The sequence below is a fragment of the Lentzea sp. NPDC051838 genome (assembly GCF_040681245.1).
GTDB lineage: Bacteria > Actinomycetota > Actinomycetes > Mycobacteriales > Pseudonocardiaceae > Lentzea.
The window spans coordinates 302,988-320,739 of the sequence record NZ_JBFAYI010000002.1 but is presented as its reverse complement, the minus strand read 5'-3'; the positions used below and the strand labels follow the sequence as shown (position 1 = coordinate 320,739).

The following is a 17,752-nucleotide window of genomic DNA, read 5'->3' as shown; positions in this document are numbered from 1 at the left end:
ATGTGACCTGTCTCACGTTTAATCCGGTCGACTGCAGCACCTTCCACGCCCTGTTAACTTCGAAGAAGGGCGGAGTTAACTACCTGGGGGAAGTTTTGAACGCCGAGCGCAGTTCTGTTTGTGCTGCCCTGAAAAGGGTTGGCCTCACCGTCGACGACATTGTCGAGGTCGGCGGAAGTGTTCTGGAAGCCGGTCGGCCGTACCTGGTCGGATCGCTCGCGCAGGGGTTCGGCAACCGGGGCAGCGACGTCGACGTTCATCTCTTCGTGCCCGAGCTCGAACGGGCCGCTCCGCCGTTCCTGTGCTTCGTCGGGGACGTGCCGGTCGACATCGAGCACTTTCCGGCCGGCGTGCACCTCGAGGTGCTGGGTGGGCTGGACGCCGATGTCGTGGACACCCCGGCCGGGGCGATTTCCACCGGACGGCGGCTGGAGCGGCGGACGAGGACGCGGCTGATCCGGTGGACGACCGCGCTGCCGTTGTTCGGTGAGACGCCGTTGTTCGACGAGGCGCAGCACGGGTTGATTCGGCCGCATCTGCTGCGGTTCGCGTTGACCAGGCTCGTCGGGGCGGCCGCTGTTGCCGAGCTGGTCGGGTTGGCCGGGCTGGACGCCGGGCACGCCTGGCGGTTGTGCGGGCGCGGGCTGCTCGATCTCGCCTGCACGGTGCGGGGATGGCCGCCGATCGGGGACAAGTGGTTGCCGTCGCGGATTCGGGCGGCCGGGTTGGAGCCCGCACTGGTCGGTGCGGCCGGCGAGGTCCGGTCGGTCGAGAGGCTGGTGCGAGAGGTCGCGCTGCTCGGGGTGCCTGCGGTGGATCCGTTGCGCGCCACGGTGATTCGCAACGATCCCGGTGCCGAGGTGCAGCGGATCGGGCGCCAGCGGTTCATCCGGACCAGGCACGGCCGGATCGTCGAACGCGAGCCGATCACCGATGGGTCGTTCGCCGAGGTGGTGGGCGCGGTGGAGCCCCTGGAGCTGGTCGAACTGCTGCGCGCGGGTGTCGTGCGCGTCGAGGTGGACGACGTTCTGCTGAGCGAGGAGCTGGTTTCCCGATGAAATCGCACGACGCGCTGTGGCTCGCCTCGCGGGCGGCGCCTGCCGCTCTGGTCTTCATCAACGACGTGCAGAGCTCGCTCGGTGACATCGACGCGGCGATCGCCGAGGGCGACTGGCCCACGGCCGTCGAGTCGAGCTCGGCGGCGTTGCGCTCGGTCTTCCTGTGTCACTTGGTGCTCAACGGATTGCAGGGACGCTGCGCTGAGGGCGAGCTGGATCTGTTGGTGTGCCTCGACGACGGCGACGTCGCACAACGGTTGCGCGCGCTGCCGGTGAGTTACACGGCAGGCGAAGAGGATGCCCAAGCGGCACAACGGTCCGCGCGAGAAGCGGCGGACGAGCTCGAGGCCGGGCTTCCGGTCAAGCTGCCGACGATCCGGACGGTCAAGGGCTACTTCCCCAGCGTGCGGATCGGGGCGGACCTCGAGGCGTTGCGCAAGAGCATCGGGCTGCCACCGATCGACTGGATGGCGTGGCTGTGAGCGTCGTCGAGGGAGTCCGGCTCCCGGTGCTCACCGGGGCGTTGATGGCGACGGTCGCGGTCGCCTCGTTCGTCACGACCGCGACCGCGGCGCTGATGCCGGCGATCACCACGGACATCGGCGGGCGTTCGGTGTACGCGTTGGCGTTCGCCGTGTTCACGCTCGCCGAACTGGTGGCGTTGGTGGCCGGCGCACGGGTGTGCGACACGCTCGGTCCCGTCCGGTCGTTCCTCGGTGGTGCCACCGCACACGTCCTGGGCCTCGTGCTCGCCGGAGTCGCCGGCGACTTCGGCTGGTTCCTCGTCGGCCGCTTTGTCCAGGGCGTCGGCAGCGGTTTGGTGACCGTGTCGGTGTACGTGCTGGTCGCCCAGTGCTACTCGGAACAGCAGCGCACCGGGATGTTCGCGGCGATGGCCAGCGCCTGGGCCGTTCCCGGTCTGCTCGGGCCGGTCGCCGGTGGACTGATGAGCGCGGCCTGGACGTGGCGGTCGGTGTTCCTCAGCGTGCCGGTGGTGGAGCTGGCCGCGCTCGTGGTCGTCCTGCCCACGTTGCTCGTGGTGCAGCGGACGAGCGTGCGCAGGGAGTCGGTCGAACCCGTCGCCGTGCGGTTGCTCGCCGCTCTGGTGCTCGCGGCCGGTGTGGTCGCGGTGTCCTGTCTGCGGCTCTTCCCCGAGTCCTGGACGTGGCCGGTGCTCGCGGGCGCGTTGCTCGCCATCGCGTTCGGTGTGCGACCGCTTGTGCCGGCCGGCACGTTCCGGTTCGCCCGCGGCCTGCCCACCGGGATCCTGTTGCGCGGCTTCGTCGGCGGGTTCTTCTCCGGCGCGCAGTACCTGCTGCCGCTGGCGCTCAGCGAGGGCAGGGGCTACTCGGCCGTCGGCGCGGGACTGGCGTTGTCCTGCGGCGTCGTGGGGTTCAGCCTCGGCGGCCTGCTGCAGAGCCGGCAACAGCTCACGCGGATCCCCGTGTCGACGAGGATGGCGGTCAGCCTCGCCGCCCTCGCCGCCGGGATGCTGATCACCGCGCTGGGCCTCGACCCGGATCTGCCGGTGGTACTCGCCTACGCGGGCTGGCTCGTCGCGGGGCTCGGGCTCGGCGTCGCGATCACAGGGCTGAACCTGTTCGTGCTGGAGACGGCGCCGGAGCACGAGCGCGGCGCGGCCTCCGCGGCCATGCGGATCACCGACTCCATCGGCAACGCGCTGATGGTCGCGGCCGGTGGTCTCGTCATCGCGACCACCGCGGTGACCGGACCGTCCACCGCGCGTGCCGCCGAGTGGGTCACGATCGTCTTCGCGCTGGGCATGGCGGCGACGGCAACGCTGGCACGGCGGCTGCGAGGCGCGTCATGATCACGCCACCCGCCTGGTCCACCGCACTGCCCGCGAAGGCCACGCTGTTCGCCGACGACACGTACTTCGTCGAGGGCTGGCAGGACGGCGAACGGTTGCTGGGCCGGGATCTCGAAGCCTACGGCCGCACGCACAGCTACCTCCTGGTGAAGCCGGAGGCACTGCTGCTGGGCAAGCTGCCGGCGATCCTCGGCTGGTTGCGCGCCAACGAATGGCACGTGGTGGCGGCACGCGAGGTGCGCACGAACCGGCACACTCTGCGCAGGTTGTGGCGCTACCACTGGAACGCGGTCACCCGGCAGCACAAGGACGTCGTCGACCTGCTTTTCGCGCAGTCCGACTCGCTGTTCCTGTTGCTGCGCTCCGCGACCACGCACGACGAACCCGCCACACAACGCCTCGCGGCCGGAAAAGGCCCCGCGAAGCCGGCCAAGCGCTCGACAGGCGAACTGCGCGAACTGCTCGGCAACCACAACGCGTACCTCAACTTCGTGCACTCGCCGGACGAGCCGGCCGACCTGTTCCGCGAGCTCGCCGTGCTGTTCGACGCGGCCGAACGAGCGCTGTTGCTCGACGCCGAGTTGCCTCCTGTCGAACGCGTGGTCACCAACGTGCCCGTGCGCACCGACGGGGTCGGTGCCGATCTGGACAGCGCCACCCGGCACCTCGCGCGGCACTGCGGCGAAATCGCGGCGGACGTGCTCGCCGCGGCCGCCGACCCGGCGAGCTGGACCAACCGTTGGGGCGAGCTGCACGAGCGCATCGCGGCACGGGATGCCCTGCTGGCCAACGGGTTCGCGTTCGTCGTGTTCGCCACCTACCTGACGACGGCGGAGCTGCCCGGTCTCGTCCGGCACCTCCGGACCGTCCGCACCGCCGCGGACCGAGAGGAGTCCCGAGCATGACCGAGCACCACCCGGGAAAGACGCGCGGGCTGCGAGCGCTCAGCGACGCCGGCGTCCTCACGATCGCCGCGCTCGACCACCGCAGGTCGTTCGCCGCGTTCTACGGCGGAATCCTCGGGCACGACGGTGTCCGCGGGCTCAAGCAGCACCTGCTCGACACGTTCCGGCCGTGGGCCAGCGGGGCTCTGCTCGACCCCGACTACGGCATCGGGCTCGACCACGGCGCCGCCGGGCTGATCTTCACCCTGGAACGGCCCGGCTTCGCCCAGCGCGACGGCTACGCGGTGAGCGAGCTGCGCTCAGGCTGGTCGGTGGCACAAGCGGCACAGCTGGGCGCGTCCGGAGTGAAGCTGCTCGTGCAGATCGACCCACAAGTGCCGGAAAGCGTTGCGGCGAGCAGGGAACTGGCGCTGCGGGTCGCCGACGAGTGCGTCGAGCACGACGTCGTGTTCCTGTTCGAACCGATCGTGCCCGCCGACGCACCGGATCGAGGTCTGCTCGGCCTCCGCGCGCTGGAGCTGCTCGCCGACGTGAACGCCGACGTCTTCAAGGTCGAGTTCCCCGGTGCGGACCTCGTCGGCGAGGTGGCCGCGATCGTGGACCGCCCGTGGGCGATGTTGTCCGGTGGCGCCGACTTCACGTCGTTCGAACGTGCTCTCGACCTGGCTTGTGCGGCGGGATGTTCTGGTTTCGTCGCCGGAAGGTCCATCTGGCAGGAGATCCGCGACCTGCCGGATCCGGCTCAGCGCAACGAGTTCATCGCGACGACCGCCGCGCCGCGCTTCGAACGACTCGCCGCGATCGCGCGGCGGTCCGCGAAGCCGTTGTGGGACAGCGTGCCCGCATGAACCTGCTCCTGTCCGATCTGGACCGGACGCTGACCGGGCTGCACGAACCGCTGCCACCGGACCGCGCCGCGTTCATCGAGAGCCTGATCGACGCCGGTGTCGTCGTCGCGGTGGTGACCGGGTCGTCGGTGCGGGACCTGACCACCAGGTTCGGCGCCGTCATCGCACCTCGCCATCGAGGCAGGATGCTGTTGTACGCCAACGGAGGCGGTAGCGGGTTCCGGCTCGACGCCGACCTCCACGCGCACTACCTGTACGACCACAGCGCGGAGTTCGCGCCACATCGGCCGACCGTGCACGCGGCCGTGCGAAGTCTCGGCACAGCGGTGACCGTCGAGGACCGCGAAAGCCAGGTGACCGTCGCGTTGCCAGGACTGGAGCACCGACGGCCGGCGGTGGTCGGCGCACTGTCGAACGCGCTGCCGGAGCTGCTGGTGCGCGCGGCCGGGAGGAAGTCGATCGACATCACCCTCCCGAAGTCGACCAAGGCCACCGCCGCGCGCGACGTGGCCGCACGGCTCGGTGGCACGAGCCGGGTCGTGATCGCGGGTGACGCGTTCGGCGACGGTGAGGCCGACACCGACCTGCTTCAGCGGGAGTTCCGCGGTGCCACGGTCTTCTGCGCCGGCACCACGTACCCGTCAGCGGAGGGGTTCCCGGTCGTCCGCGCGGACACACCGGGTCCCGACGCGACCTTTCGCTTTCTGCGCAAGCACTTTCACACACTCCAGGGGGAGGAGCACACGACATGCCCATCGTGACAATGGACGAGTACGGCGAAATGCTGGACCGTGCGCGGACCAAGGGGTTCGCCTACCCGGCGATCAACGTCCGCAGCTCGGTGGCGCTGCACGCCGCGCTGAAGGGGTTCGCCGACGCGGGCAGTGACGGGATCATCCAGCTGACCGTCCGCAGCACGGAGTTCTGGTCGGGCAGCTACCTGAAGGATCGGATTCTCGGCGCGACGGCCTTCGCCGACTACGCGCGAGCCGTCGCCGCGAAGTACCCGGTGAACATCGTGCTGCACACGGACCACTGCGGTGAGGAGGACCTCGACTCGTTCCTGCGGCCGTTGATCGCCGCGTCGCACGAACGCGTGGCGCAGGGCTGCGAACCGTACTTCCAGTCGTACATGTGGGACGGCTCAGCGCTGCCGCTGGACCGCAACCTCACCATCGCCGAGGACCTGCTCGCCGCGTGCGACAAGGCCAAGGCGTTGCTGGAGATGGAGATCGGCGTCGTCGGCGGCGAGGAGGAGGGCGTCACCGGTGAGGTCGGCGAGAAGCTCTACTCCACCGAGGAGGACGCCCTGCGCACCGTCCGGAGGCTGGGCAGCGGCGAGTACGGCCGCTACCTGGTGGCGGCGGCGTTCGGCAACGTCCACGGCGTGTACCAGCCGGGCAACGTCAAGCTGCGGCCCGAGGTCCTCGGCCGGCTGCAGGACGCCGTCGGGCGGGAGATCGGCCGGGACAAGCCGCTGGACCTCGTCTTCCACGGCGGTTCCGGTTCCAGCTCCGAGGACATCGCCGCCGCGGTGTCGCACGGCGTGGTGAAGATGAACGTCGACACGGACACCCAGTACGCGTTCACCCGCGCGATCGCCGACTACATGTTCACCAACTACGCCCAGGTGATGCACGTCGACGGCCGCATGGGCAGCAAGAAGGTGTTCGACCCGCGGGCGTACCTGGAGAAGGCCGAGACGAGCATGGCCGCGCGCGTCACGAAGGCGTGCGAGGACCTCAACTCGGCGGGCACCACGATGGTGGGTGTCGCATGAGCGTCGTTCTCTGCCCTCAGGTCGACCGGCTTGAACAGGAGGGCACCTGGCAGGCGTTGACCACGGTGCCGCTGAAGTTCGAGCTGCACCGCAACGAGATCTGGTTCCGGGAGAGCTGGCGCGCGGCCGTCGACGTGCTCGGCGACCGCGCCCTGGAACTGTTCCAGCGCCTCGCGATCCTCACGCTGAAGCCGGACGCGGTGCTGGCCCGCAACGAGCACGCGGTGCTGGACTACATGCGGGACAACGGGTTCCTGCCCGTGCACGCGGAGACGTTCTGGTACAACCGGTCCACCACGCGGGAGCTGTGGCGCCACCAGTGGAACGTGGCGACGCTCGACCGGATCGCGGTCAGCGACCTGGTGCACTACCGCACGCCCGCGATGACGGTGTTCTTCCTGGACACCACCGACCCGCTGGAGATCCCGGCCGCACCGAGGCTGACGAGGCTCAAGGGCTCGGCGTTCCCGGTCGACCGCGAGGAATGGCATCTGCGCGAACGGATCGGCGCGCCGAACCGGGTCATGGTGCAGGTGCACTGCCCGGACGAACCGGCCGACATCGTCCGCGAGCTCGGCGTGATCTTCGACGAGGACGGGCTGCGCCGGGTGTACCGCGCACTCGGGCGGGCACTGGACGCGCCGCGGGCCGTCGACCTGTCCGCTGATCTGGAGAAGATCGAGGCGGACACCGAGCCGGTGAGCCTGCGGATCGAGCCCGCCGTCGCCGCCGTGCGCGAGGACCTGGTGCGCCGGGCTCGCACGGCGTCAGCGGCCGGGCGGGCGCTGGAGTCGCTGGACGCGGCGGTGAACGGCGGAGTTCTTGACTGGACGGACTTCCGCACGGCGCTGCACACGTGCGGCGCGCGAATCGACGACTGGGCCACCGTGCTGGTCGGCAGCCACTACATCCAGCACGACCTGCCGGACGCGATCACCGCCATCCCCGAGACCGGGCGGCGCCGGTGGCTGCGCGGCGAAGGGCTGATGATCAGGTGAGGACAGCACTCGTGCTCGGCGCGGCGGCCACACTCGGCGGGCTGGCGGCGCTCGCGGGCGCGGTCACCCGGCGCGTGCACCCGGCCGAGGCACGCCTGGCCGAGACCGCGCACCGGTTCGGCACCGCGAATCCCGGCTGGGTGTCGGGCATGCGGACGTTGACCCGCGCCGGCGACCACTGGGTGGGCCTCATCTGCGGTGGTGGCACGGCGATCGCGTTGCTGTGCACCCGTGACTGGGGACGGGCGACCGCGGTCGGGCTGGCCACGGCCGCGCCCAACGTCGCCATCGTGCTGCGCCGGGTGATCGAGCGCGAGCGCCCGGCGGGCCGGTTGGTCGACAGCACCGACAACTCGTTCCCGAGCGGTCACGTCACCACGGCGACGTCGTCGGCTCTCGTGCTCGGCGTCGCGCTGTGGCCCCATCTCGGCACGAACGGCCGCCGCGCACTCGTCGCCACCGGCGCCACCACCGTCGCGGTGGTCGGGGTCAGCCGGCTCTCGCTCGCCGCGCACTGGCCGACCGACGTGCTGGGCGGCGTGTTGCTGGCGTCGGGCAGCGCACTGCTCGCCGGCGCGGCCACCCACCCGTGGTGGCGTGCCCTCACTCCCGCAACAGAAAAGGCGAACGCATGACGACCGTGACCACCCGCCACGTGACGACCGAACCCGTCGAGAAGGTCTGGGAGGTGCTGCTCGACTGCGAGGCCTTCCCGTCCTACATGGACGAGGTGGTGTCGGTGAAGATCCTCGACGACAACGGCGGGCAGCGCTCCAGCCGCTGGGCCGTGCTGCTCAAGGGTTCCGAGCTGGAGTGGGACGAGGCCGAGGTCGTCGACCACGAGCGGCACCGGCTGGAGTTCCACCAGACCGAGGGCGACCTCGCGTACTTCACCGGGTACTGGCAGATCAGCACCGAGGGCCAGGACACCGTGGTGGAGCTGCACGTCGAGTTCGACATCGGCATCCCGCTGATGTCGGAGATGCTCAACCCCGTCGCGGCACGGGCGCTGGAGGACAACTCCAAGGCCATCCTGCGCCAGTTGAGCGTGCGTGCCGGAGCCGCGTCGTGACGATCGACGCGCGCGGCACGTTCCGGCGCATCCACCGGCACTTCTCCCCCGCGCTCGGTCTGGCCGGCAAGTTCGCCGGCCGCGGCGCGGTGGAGGTGTCGGCGTCCGGGGCCACCGTCACGTTGTCCGACGGCCGCACGATGCTGGACTTCGGTTCCTACGCGGTGACACTGCTGGGCCACCGCAACGCGGCCGTCGTCGACGCCGTGCGGGCACAGCTCGACGTGCTGCCCACGTCGACGCGGTCGCTGGCGAACCCCGTGGCGGCCGAGGCGGCCGAGGCTCTCGTGCGTCATCTCGGCGGCGGACTGCCGAGGGTCTGCTTCGGCACCAACGGCGCGGACGCGGTGGAGGCGGCGACGAAGCTGGCCCGGCTCGCCACCGGACGCACCACGATCGCGGCCGTGGCCGGTGGCTACCACGGCAAGTCGTTGGGAGCGTTGGCACTCACGCACCACCACCGGTTCCGCGACGGGCTGGAGTCCGTGCTGGGCGGCACCGTGCACCTCGACCCCGGCGATCCGCACGCCGTGGCACGCCTGACCGAACCCCTTGCGGCACTGGTGTTCGAGCCGATCCAGGGCGAGAACGGGGTGCGGATTCTCGACGAGGACGTGGTGCGGCAGTGGTGTGCCGACGCGAAGGCCGCGGGTGCGTTCGTGATCGCGGACGAGATCCAGGTGGGACTTCGCCGGTGCGGCGAGGTGTCCGTGGCGCTGGCCGCCGGACTGCCGGTCGACGCGGTGCTGCTCGGCAAGCCGCTCGGCGGTGGTGTCGTACCGCTGTCGGCCGCGGTGTGCTCGGACGAGCTGTACCGGCCGCTGCTGGAGGATCCGTTCCGGCACACTGCCACGTTCGGCGGGCAGCCGTTGTGCGTCGCCGCGGTCCCGGCCGCGCTCGAAGCGATCGAGGAGACCTCGGCGGCGCGCGGAACCACACTGTCGCAACGGATGCTGAGCGGGCTGACGGCCGTGCGGGACCGGCATCCCGACGTGGTCACCGAGGTTCGCGGCCGGGGTCTGTTGTGGGGCGTGGACTTCCGCACTCCCGACCTGGCCGGTGAGGTGCAGCTCGGCCTCGCCGAACGCGGTCTGCTGGTGTCCCCGTGCCTGAGCAGGCCGGAGACCCTGCGACTGCTGCCACCGCTGGTCGCGTCCGATGCCGACGTGGCGACAGCACTCGCCGCGCTCGAGGACGCTGTCGTAGCGGCGAGGATCGCGCAGGGGGTGCCGGCATGAGCCTGTTCACCGGTATCTGGCCCGCGGTGGACGACGTGTTCCCCGATGACTCGTTGCGACGCATCGCCGAGTGGGGCCGGGACGCCGACCACGACGGCAAACCACCCGTGGCGAGCCTCGACCTGCTCAAGGAGATCGACTGGCCGGGACTCGCGATTCCCGAGCTGTTCCACGGCAAGGGCGCCGGGCTCGTGCGGTGCTGCGCCGCCCAGCGCGCACTCGGCGCGGCCGATCCGGGGCTGGCGATCGCGGTGAACATGCACCTGTTCTCGACCGGCCTGATGGTCGAGCACTGGCGCCGGCGCACGGACACGTCGTGGTTGCTCATGGAGGCCATCGCCACGCAGAACCGGCTGCTCGCCTCCGCGTTCGCCGAACCGGGACTCGGCGGCTCGGCGACGCGGTCGACGCTGCAGGCCGAGCAGGTCGGCGACGGCTGGCGGGTGACAGGGCGCAAACGCCCGTGCTCGCTGGCAGGCCAGGCGGACCTGGTCTGCCTGCAGGTGCAGACAGGCGACGAGGTGCTGGTCGCGTTGCTGCCGACCACCGCGCCGGGACTCTCCGTCGTGCCCGACTGGGACGCCCTCGGCATGCGCGGATCGGCGTCGGACACGCTGGTCCTGGAGGACTGCGAGATTCCCGACGACCTCGTGTTCTACCGCGCTGCCGCGGGAAACGAGCAGGACGACGTGCTCGCGGCGGGCATCGTCTGGTTCGCGCTCACCTCGACGGCCTGCTACCTCGGGCTCGCCCAGTCCGCCCTCGAGCTGGGAGGGGCCCTGCTGCGCGGCGGACGCATCGCGCATCTCGGCAGCACCCGCGCAGAGTTGCCGAGCTACCAGGCGGTGCTGGGTGATCCGGTGGCCGACCTGCTGCAGCTGGAGGCGGGCTGTGCCCACGTGGCGGCCCGGATGGACGCCGGAGCCGCACCGGAGGACCTGCTCGGCGCCGCGCTGGCGGTGAAGCAGCAGGCGATCCGGGTGGTGCCGCGGTTGCTGGAGGTGCTGGCCGAGGCCGCGGGTGGCGTGAGCTATGCCCGTGGCGCGGGGTTCGAACGGTTCTGGCGCGACGCGCAGGCCGTCCGGTTCCACCCACCCACCCCTGCCGCGACGAGGCAGTTCCTCGCACGTCGTGCGCTGGGCCTGCCCGCGTCGCTGGATCTCGACGAGCAAGCACCGCTGCTGCGTGCGGCGGCGGGAGAGGAGTGAAGGTCATGCAGCGCGAGGAGATCGCCGAACTGGCCGTGCAGAAGATCGCCGACGTGCTGGGCGTCGACGCGACCGAGGTGACCGAGAAGACCGACCTGCGCCGCGACTTCGAGGTGGACAGCCTCGAGCTGATGGAGATGGGCGCCCGGCTCGAGCAGGCGTTCGGCATCCGGTTGCAGGTCGAGGACCTGGTGAAGATGGACACCGTCGGCGACGCGGTGACCCTGCTGGAGATCCGGTTGGGCGTGCCGGCATGAGGACGCGTGTCGCCGTGACCGGCATCGGGTTGCGCACCCCGGCCGGCAACCACGTGAAGACGGTGCTCGACACCCTCAACGCCGGGGTGTCGGTGGCCGCGCCCGTGCCGGAGCTGGCCGGTGCGCCGGTCGGGTTCGCCTGCACCGTGCCGGACTTCGACGCGACCGAGTACTGCTCGGTGCGCGAGCTCCGGCAGCTGGAACGGCCGGTGCTGCTCGCCCTGGTCGCCGCGCTCGACGCCGTCGAGGAGTCGGGCTGCGACATCGCCGCCGAGCCCGAGTCCGCCGGTGTCCTGGTGGGCACGGGCATCGGCGGCCTCACGGCGGCCGAGCACCTCGTCGCCCGGCACCACACCGATCCCGGCCGCGTGTCACCGACCACGGTGCCGCGGATCATGGCCAGTTCGGCGGCCGCGCGCATCAGCCTGCGCACCGGGGCGCAGGGCTCCTGCCTGACGTACACGACGGCGTGCGCGAGCGGTGCCACCGCGATCGGCGAAGCGGCGTCGAAGATCCGGTCCGGCGAGCTGGACGTGGTGATCGCCGGTGGTGTCGACTCCGGCATCAGCCCGGTCGTGATGTCGTCGTTCGCCAGGATGTCCGCACTGTCCACAAGGGACGACGAGCCGCGGCTGGCGAGCCGTCCGTTCGATCGCGACCGCGACGGGTTCGTCATGGGCGAGGGCGCGGCGTTCGTCGTGCTGGAGCGGTGGGATCGCGCCGTCGCCCGCGGCGCGCGCATCCTCGGTGAGATCAGCGGCTACGCGACCAACTCCGACGCGCACCACATCGTCGCACCGCGCGAGGACGGCGCCGTCGCGGCTCGGTGCATGCGCAGGGCGATCGCGGACGCGGGACTCACCCCGTCCGACATCAGCCACGTCAACGCGCACGGCACCTCGACCGCGCTCAACGACCAGGCCGAAGCGCTCGCGATCGCGGCCACGTTCGGCGCGCACCGGCCGCCCGTCACGGCGCCGAAGGGGGTGTTCGGCCACCTCATCGGAGCGGCCGGCGCCGTCGAGGCGGTGGTGTCGCTCGCGACTGCGAACACCGGCCTCGTACCGCCGGTGGCCAACTTCGCGGGCAGCGACCTGACCGACCTGATCGACGTGGTCGCGGGCACACCGCGGGAGGTGCCGCGCGGCCACGTCCTGTCCAACTCGTTCGCCTTCGGCGGGCACAACGCCTGCCTCGTACTCGGGCCCGGTGACGCATGAGGATCCTGTTGACCGGAGCGGGCGGCGTGGTGGGCAGCGAGGTGGCTGCCCTGCTGCGCACGTTGCCGCTGACCGAGGTGACCCGGCGTCCGGCGCCGGGCCAGGTCCGTTGGCACATCGGCACCGACGCACCACCCGCGGACCTGCGCGGGCACTGGGACGTGATCATCCACGCGGCGGCCTCGACGCGGTGGACGATGAGCACTGACGAAGCGATGGCGGCCAACGTGCGCCCGACCGAGGCCGTGCTGGACCTGGCTGACGCGGACACGCACCTGGTGCACGTGTCGACCGCGTACGTCGACGGCTGGCGAGACGCGGACGCGCGCGAGTTCTCCGGTTACCGCAACGGATACGAGTGGTCCAAGTCGGTGTGCGAGGACCTGGTGCGGGCGCGGCACCCCGGACCGCTCACGATCGTGCGGCCGCCGCTGATCCTCGGCAGCCGTGCCACGGGCGCGATCTCGCGGTTCTCCGGCCCGTACACGTTGCTGCAGACCCTGGTGTCCGGTCTGGCCGCGGCCGTCGTGGGCGATCCGGACGGGTTCGCCGAGGTGGCGCCGGTCGACCAGGTGGCAGAGGTCATCGCCGCCGCGGCAACCGGTTCCGCACCAAGGGAATCCGCGGTCCTCACCATCGCCGGTGGCGAGAACTGCATGCGGCTGTCCACGTTGCTGGACGTCGCGTGCGGCACGCTCAACGAGTGGCGGACCGAACGCGGCCTGGAGAAGATCACCGTGCCGCCGTTCATCGCGACCCGCCGCTGGCACCGCTTCTTCCTGCCGCTGGCCAAGGAGCACCTCTCGGAGGTGCAGCACCGGGCAGTGGAGCTGCTGGGCATGTTCGAGAGCTACACGAGCATGGCGACGCCGTTCGAGCCCACCCACCAGGTCGTGGACCCGGCCGGGCTGCTGGAGCGGTCGGTGCGGTGGTGGGCCGATGCCAAGCCGCGGCTCGCGGCCAAGGCTCCCGCGCAGTGGGCGGTCGTGCCCGGCTGAGGTCGTGAGGTGTTCAACCGGATCTTGGCCCGGAGTGCGCGGTTGTAGCCTCCGCTCAACGGGCCGGTGAGCGACATCGGCTTCCTCTGGGGGGAAGTGAACGCATGCGCGTGCAGACGCGCGGCTTCCGCATGAGCCGCGCAAGTCTTGTTCTGGCAACGGTTCTCGGTCTGGCTATCAGCACCGTGTCTCCCGTCGCGCCGGTCGCGGGTGCCGCGGAACCGAGTGAGAGAGCCAGAACGCTCGCGTTGACCAGGACCGGCGGCGACCTCGTGGTGAAGGCCGCGAACGCCGCCCTGGTCGGCACGGACGAGCAGGTGCACCGGTTCCTGTCCCAGGACCTGCCGGTCATCGCGGAGCACGACGACCGGATCAGGCTCACCCGCATGATGGCCACGTCGGGCACGGCGGTGCGCAACGCGGCCAACACCGCCATGGGCGGGTCGGTCGAGGATGTGCGCGCGTTCCTCAACGAGGGGTGGAAGGAGCCGTGGCGCAACGACCAGTACCAGCTGGTCAACAAGATCATCGCGCGCGGCGGGCCCAAGGTGCAGGCCGCAGGTCAGGCCGCGCTCAAGGGCACGTTCGAGGACGTCAAGAAGTTCCTCGGCACCGGCCAGTACGCCGCTGCCGAGCACGACGACCGGATTCGCGTCAACAAGATCCTCGCGGCGACGGCCGACGGGTCCAACGTCTACGTGGCCGCTCAGCGTGCGTTGGACGGCACGATCGACGACGTCCGCGAGTTCCTGCGCAGTGGCTGGCAGGTCGCGGCCCAGCGCGACCAGGAGACCATGACGGTCGCCGCGCTGGCCGAGCTCGCCGCGGCGGAGCAGCAGCGCGCCGCCGAGCAGAACGACATCGCCAAGGAGGCCTCGGACCAGGCCGTGGCGGCTGCGGAGAAGGCCAAGGCAGCGGCCGAAAAGGCTGCGGCTGAAGCACTCGCGGCCCGCAACGACGCCACCAAGGCGGCCCAGGCGGCGTCGCGTGCCGCGGCTGCTGCCCAGGGTGCGGCTGCCGCGGCCCAGAGCGCGATCGACGCGGCGGGACGGGCGAACAGCGCGGCTCGGGTGGCCGCGAACGCCGCCGGTCAGGCCGCCATCGCCGCCTCCATGACCGAACGCGCGGCGGGCCAGGCCCACGACGCCGCGTCGGCCGCCGCCTCGGACGCCACCAAGGCGCACGACGCCCGTGTCGCCGCGGAGAAGGCTCGGGACAACGCCAAGAGCGCCGACTCGGCCGCCAACGCCGCGGATGCCGCTGGCAAGGCCGTCGAGCAGGCCGGCATCGCCTCGGGTGCCGCCAACAGCGCGACCAAGAACGCCGACCTCGCGGCCAAGGCGGCCGAGGACGCGGCGGCTTCCGCGCGTGCGGCGGGCGCCAACGCCCAGGAAGCCGAGCAGGCCGCGGCTCGTGCCCGTGCGGCGGCAGCGGAAGCTCGCCGTGCCTCCGAGCGGAGCCAGACGCTGGCGGGGCAGGCTGCAACGGCTGCTTACGAGTCGCGTGACGCCGCACGTTCGGCTGCCACGCACGCCCGTGCGGCAGCGGACTTCGCGGACGAGGCCGCGAACCACGCCGGTGAAGCGGAGAAGGCGGCGGAACGTTCGGCGACGGCCGCGGCCGAGGCGGACAAGGCCGCCAAGGCCGCGAAAGCCGCCGCCGACAAGGCTCACCAGGTCGCGCAGACCGCCAGGGACTCCGAGGCCGAGCGGATCAAGCAGGCCGAGTCGCAGGGCGTGCGGGACGCGCAGGACGCCGTGGTCGAGGAGCGGAACAACCGCGACAAGATCACTTGGACCGCGGGCAGGCGGGAGGCGTTCGACACCGAGACCGAACGCCTGCTGACCGAAGCCCGCAACGGCAACGACACCACGAAGCTGTCGCTGGGACGCCAGGTCGCGGTCCGTCTGCTCACGCGCGGTGGCCCGTGGGTCGTCGCCGCCGCCGAGACCGCGCTCGAGGGCGACGAGTGGGCGGTCAAGAGCTTCCTGGGCACCAACCTGACGCGGGCCGTCGAGCAGGACGACCGTTCCAGCGTCGGCATCGTCGCGCGCACCACGACGGTCGCCGCCCAGCGCGAGACCGCGGTCGCAGCGCAGTACGGCAACTACGACGGCATCAAGGAGTACTTGCGCACCAAGGCGTACCCCGGCAAGCGCGACACCGACCGCCAGGAGGTCAACCGGGTCATGGCGGCGGCGGGCAGCGACTCCGTCGTCTACGCCAAGGGCAACGAGGCGCTGAACGCCGAGCTCGCGGGCAACGCCAACGCCCTGCACGAGTTCCTGGAGACCGGCCGGTTCGCGGCGGCGCTGCACGACGACCGCAAGGCCGTCAACAAGGCCTACGACACCGGCGATCTCGAGGTGAAGGCCGCCGCACAGGCAGCCCTGTCCGGCCCGGACTCGTACCTGCGCAAGTTCCTCACCACCGGACTGCCCAAGGCACAGCTGGCCGACGCGGACCGCCTGAAGCACGAGGCGTCGATCGACAGCTACCTCGCGAAGGCCGACCAGTCCGCGGAGCTCGCCCGGGAGAACGCGGAGAAGGCCGCCGAGTGGGCGGCGATCGCGCGCAAGGCCGCCGACGAGGCGAAGCAGTGGCGTGACAAGGCGGAAGCGTCGAAGGCGGCCGCCGCGGAGTCGGCTCGTGAGGCGCAGTCCTACGCGGACGCCGCTCAGAGGTCAGCTGACCAGGCAGCGGCATCGGCGAAGCGCGCTCGTGACGCGGCCGCGCAGGCGGGCCGGAGTGCGAACGAGGCAACGGCTTCCGCGGCCAACGCGGCCGCTTCAGCCACCTACGCCAACACCAAGGCCGGTGAGGCCAAGGCGTCCGCCGACGCGGCCCGTGCCAGCGCGATCCAGGCCGGCAAGGACGCCGTGGCCGCCCAGGCGGCCGCCGATGAGGCGCAGGGCATCGCAGAGGATTGGGCGAAGAGGGCGGACGCCAACCAGAACACGCCGGATCCTCAGGCGGAGAAGGACCTGAGTCCGTTCGGCATGGAGAGCGTGCCGGAGAACGTCAGGGACGACCCCCGCGAGGTCAGCGGCCTGAGCTGCAAGACGCCGCTGGCCGTCTGGACGGCCGTTCACACCACCTGCACCTGGAAGGTCGAGCACCACATCACCGGCACGCTGCGCTGGTTCACCTTCCAGTGCCCGGCCGGCGCGACGGGCAAGGACCAGTGCACGCGAGTCGAGGTCGGCACCTCGCCGATCGACATGAGGTTCGTCAAGGAATACACCACCGACAGCGCCGTGATCGGCAGCGAGGGGCTGAAAGCGCTCGCCAAGAGCACGATCGACGACCTCTACAAGTGCGCGTTCGCGGACAACATGGGCGAACAGCTCGAGGGCTGTGCCTGGTCGGTGGGGATCTTCCTCCTCCCGGCGGTGATCGGCCGGTACGCGAAGATCATCGCGTTGAACGCGAAGTACCTGCGCAAGACCGACGACTTCGGCATCTTCCTCGACGACGGTAGCGAGTTCCTCGCGAACATCAGGGCCGACGGATCGCTCGACCTGGCGATGAAGGTCACGGTGAAGAAGCAGGGCATCGGGTCGTGGATGGTGAACTCGGCCATGGACCACTTCGCCGGACGGGTTACCGCGATCAACGGCAAGTGGGGCCGCGGCGTGGACGAGGACATGGTGGACAACCTCGACGCGTTCAACAACGCGCTGAAAGCCGGCAAGAGCATGGACGACGCGGCACGCCTGACGCCGACCGGCAAGATGGCGGCCAAGTACGGTTTCACCCAACCGAAGATCGACCAGAAGGCGCTCAGGGGTGAGTTCGGCAACTACACGAACGTCGAAGTTCGCTTCGGCACGCCGTGATCGATGATGGGCCTGTGATGGACCTGCTGATCGAACTCGCTCTCACCGGACGGATCGGCCCGGTGAGAGCGGGCATGCCGCTCTCCGAAGCGGAGGCACTGCTCGGTCCGGGGCGGCCTCATCCGATGCTGAGGATGAGGCCGGACGCGGACGGCTACCCGTACTTCTGGGGAAGTCTCTCGCTGGAGGTGTCCGGTGGCGAGGTGACCAGGGTCGAGCTGAGATTGCGGCCGGGCACCCGGCTGGAGCTGCCCGCGGCGTTGGGGTCGCGGCACGACGGAGCGTCGGCAGAGGTTGCGCGGGAAGAGTTTCTGGGCGCGTTGAAGGAGGCGGGCTGCTCGTTCGAGGCCGATGACCAGTCGGCCGTGTCCGGGCAGAGCTCCGTCACGACTCAGGCCGGCACTACCGCGTTCTTCGTCGAGTTCTCGGCGTCGGAGAGCGTGCAGGTCGCGGGGTACTACCTGGTCTCGCTCCACAACCGAGGCTGACACTTCAGGCCG

The 17,752-nt window shown here is 70.8% G+C and carries 17 protein-coding genes; all 17 read left to right on the top strand.

Annotation, left to right across the window (positions count from 1 at the left end; translation table 11 throughout):
• Positions 1-95 precede the first annotated feature (95 nt).
• The 17 genes from AB0M24_RS07420 to AB0M24_RS07340 all read left to right on the top strand — a co-directional run bounded on the left by AB0M24_RS07420 (position 96) and on the right by AB0M24_RS07340 (position 17,740).
• The gene (locus AB0M24_RS07420; protein ID WP_363762181.1) at positions 96-1,058 is read left to right on the top strand and encodes a hypothetical protein; all 963 of its coding nucleotides are present in this window, start codon (positions 96-98) and stop codon (positions 1,056-1,058) included.
• Positions 1,055-1,540: a hypothetical protein gene (locus tag AB0M24_RS07415; protein ID WP_363762179.1), complete on the top strand. Its 486-nt coding sequence runs from the start codon at positions 1,055-1,057 to the stop codon at positions 1,538-1,540. Before AB0M24_RS07420 ends, AB0M24_RS07415 begins: the two co-directional genes overlap by 4 nt.
• The gene (locus AB0M24_RS07410) at positions 1,531-2,889 is read left to right on the top strand and encodes an MFS transporter (RefSeq protein ID WP_363762177.1); all 1,359 of its coding nucleotides are present in this window, start codon (positions 1,531-1,533) and stop codon (positions 2,887-2,889) included. Before AB0M24_RS07415 ends, AB0M24_RS07410 begins: the two co-directional genes overlap by 10 nt.
• Complete coding sequence (locus tag AB0M24_RS07405) at positions 2,886-3,794, top strand: nucleoside-diphosphate kinase (protein ID WP_363762175.1); 909 nt, start codon at positions 2,886-2,888, stop codon at positions 3,792-3,794. Before AB0M24_RS07410 ends, AB0M24_RS07405 begins: the two co-directional genes overlap by 4 nt.
• Positions 3,791-4,642, top strand: a complete 852-nt coding sequence (locus AB0M24_RS07400; RefSeq protein WP_363762173.1) for a hypothetical protein — start codon at positions 3,791-3,793, stop codon at positions 4,640-4,642. Before AB0M24_RS07405 ends, AB0M24_RS07400 begins: the two co-directional genes overlap by 4 nt.
• Entirely contained in the window at positions 4,639-5,403 is a 765-nt protein-coding gene (locus AB0M24_RS07395; protein ID WP_363762171.1) for a hypothetical protein, read from the top strand. Before AB0M24_RS07400 ends, AB0M24_RS07395 begins: the two co-directional genes overlap by 4 nt.
• The gene (fbaA, locus tag AB0M24_RS07390; RefSeq protein ID WP_363762169.1) at positions 5,391-6,422 is read left to right on the top strand and encodes a class II fructose-bisphosphate aldolase; all 1,032 of its coding nucleotides are present in this window, start codon (positions 5,391-5,393) and stop codon (positions 6,420-6,422) included. The genes AB0M24_RS07395 and fbaA overlap by 13 nt, the downstream gene beginning before the upstream one ends.
• On the top strand, positions 6,419-7,420 hold the full coding sequence (locus AB0M24_RS07385; protein ID WP_363762167.1) for a hypothetical protein: 1,002 nt from the start codon (positions 6,419-6,421) through the stop codon (positions 7,418-7,420). The genes fbaA and AB0M24_RS07385 overlap by 4 nt, the downstream gene beginning before the upstream one ends.
• Complete coding sequence (locus AB0M24_RS07380; protein WP_363762165.1) at positions 7,417-8,055, top strand: phosphatase PAP2 family protein; 639 nt, start codon at positions 7,417-7,419, stop codon at positions 8,053-8,055. Before AB0M24_RS07385 ends, AB0M24_RS07380 begins: the two co-directional genes overlap by 4 nt.
• Complete coding sequence (locus tag AB0M24_RS07375; RefSeq protein ID WP_363762163.1) at positions 8,052-8,492, top strand: SRPBCC family protein; 441 nt, start codon at positions 8,052-8,054, stop codon at positions 8,490-8,492. The genes AB0M24_RS07380 and AB0M24_RS07375 overlap by 4 nt, the downstream gene beginning before the upstream one ends.
• Complete coding sequence (locus AB0M24_RS07370) at positions 8,489-9,730, top strand: aspartate aminotransferase family protein (RefSeq protein WP_363762161.1); 1,242 nt, start codon at positions 8,489-8,491, stop codon at positions 9,728-9,730. Before AB0M24_RS07375 ends, AB0M24_RS07370 begins: the two co-directional genes overlap by 4 nt.
• Positions 9,727-10,938: an acyl-CoA dehydrogenase family protein gene (locus tag AB0M24_RS07365; protein WP_363762159.1), complete on the top strand. Its 1,212-nt coding sequence runs from the start codon at positions 9,727-9,729 to the stop codon at positions 10,936-10,938. The genes AB0M24_RS07370 and AB0M24_RS07365 overlap by 4 nt, the downstream gene beginning before the upstream one ends.
• A 5-nt stretch (positions 10,939-10,943) precedes the next feature.
• Positions 10,944-11,195: an acyl carrier protein gene (locus AB0M24_RS07360; protein ID WP_363762157.1), complete on the top strand. Its 252-nt coding sequence runs from the start codon at positions 10,944-10,946 to the stop codon at positions 11,193-11,195.
• Positions 11,192-12,415, top strand: coding sequence for a beta-ketoacyl-[acyl-carrier-protein] synthase family protein (locus AB0M24_RS07355; protein WP_363762155.1), 1,224 nt, complete (start codon positions 11,192-11,194; stop codon positions 12,413-12,415). The genes AB0M24_RS07360 and AB0M24_RS07355 overlap by 4 nt, the downstream gene beginning before the upstream one ends.
• Complete coding sequence (locus tag AB0M24_RS07350; RefSeq protein ID WP_363762153.1) at positions 12,412-13,413, top strand: SDR family oxidoreductase; 1,002 nt, start codon at positions 12,412-12,414, stop codon at positions 13,411-13,413. The genes AB0M24_RS07355 and AB0M24_RS07350 overlap by 4 nt, the downstream gene beginning before the upstream one ends.
• Before the next feature lie 104 nt (positions 13,414-13,517).
• The gene (locus AB0M24_RS07345) at positions 13,518-17,252 is read left to right on the top strand and encodes an ALF repeat-containing protein (protein ID WP_363762151.1); all 3,735 of its coding nucleotides are present in this window, start codon (positions 13,518-13,520) and stop codon (positions 17,250-17,252) included.
• 17 nt (positions 17,253-17,269) lie between these two features.
• Complete coding sequence (locus tag AB0M24_RS07340) at positions 17,270-17,740, top strand: hypothetical protein (protein ID WP_363762149.1); 471 nt, start codon at positions 17,270-17,272, stop codon at positions 17,738-17,740.
• Positions 17,741-17,752 lie beyond the last annotated feature (12 nt).